The 211-nt window shown below is 52.1% G+C and carries 1 rRNA gene; it reads right to left on the reverse strand.

Features of this window, described 5'->3' with window-relative positions:
• Nucleotides 1-211: ribosomal RNA gene (locus PGQ95_RS26505) — 16S ribosomal RNA — on the reverse strand; the annotation flags it as partial.

Consider the following 211-nt stretch of genomic DNA (forward strand, 5'->3'; position numbering starts at 1 on the left):
ACGCCCAGTAATTCCGATTAACGCTTGCACCCTCCGTATTACCGCGGCTGCTGGCACGGAGTTAGCCGGTGCTTCTTCTGCGAGTAACGTCAATCACCAAGGTTATTAACCTTAATGCCTTCCTCCTCGCTGAAAGTACTTTACAACCCGAAGGCCTTCTTCATACACGCGGCATGGCTGCATCAGGCTTGCGCCCATTGTGCAATATTCC

It is taken from the genome of Klebsiella sp. 141240, assembly GCF_050600805.1.
In the GTDB taxonomy this organism is placed as follows: Bacteria; Pseudomonadota; Gammaproteobacteria; order Enterobacterales; family Enterobacteriaceae; genus Klebsiella; species Klebsiella aerogenes.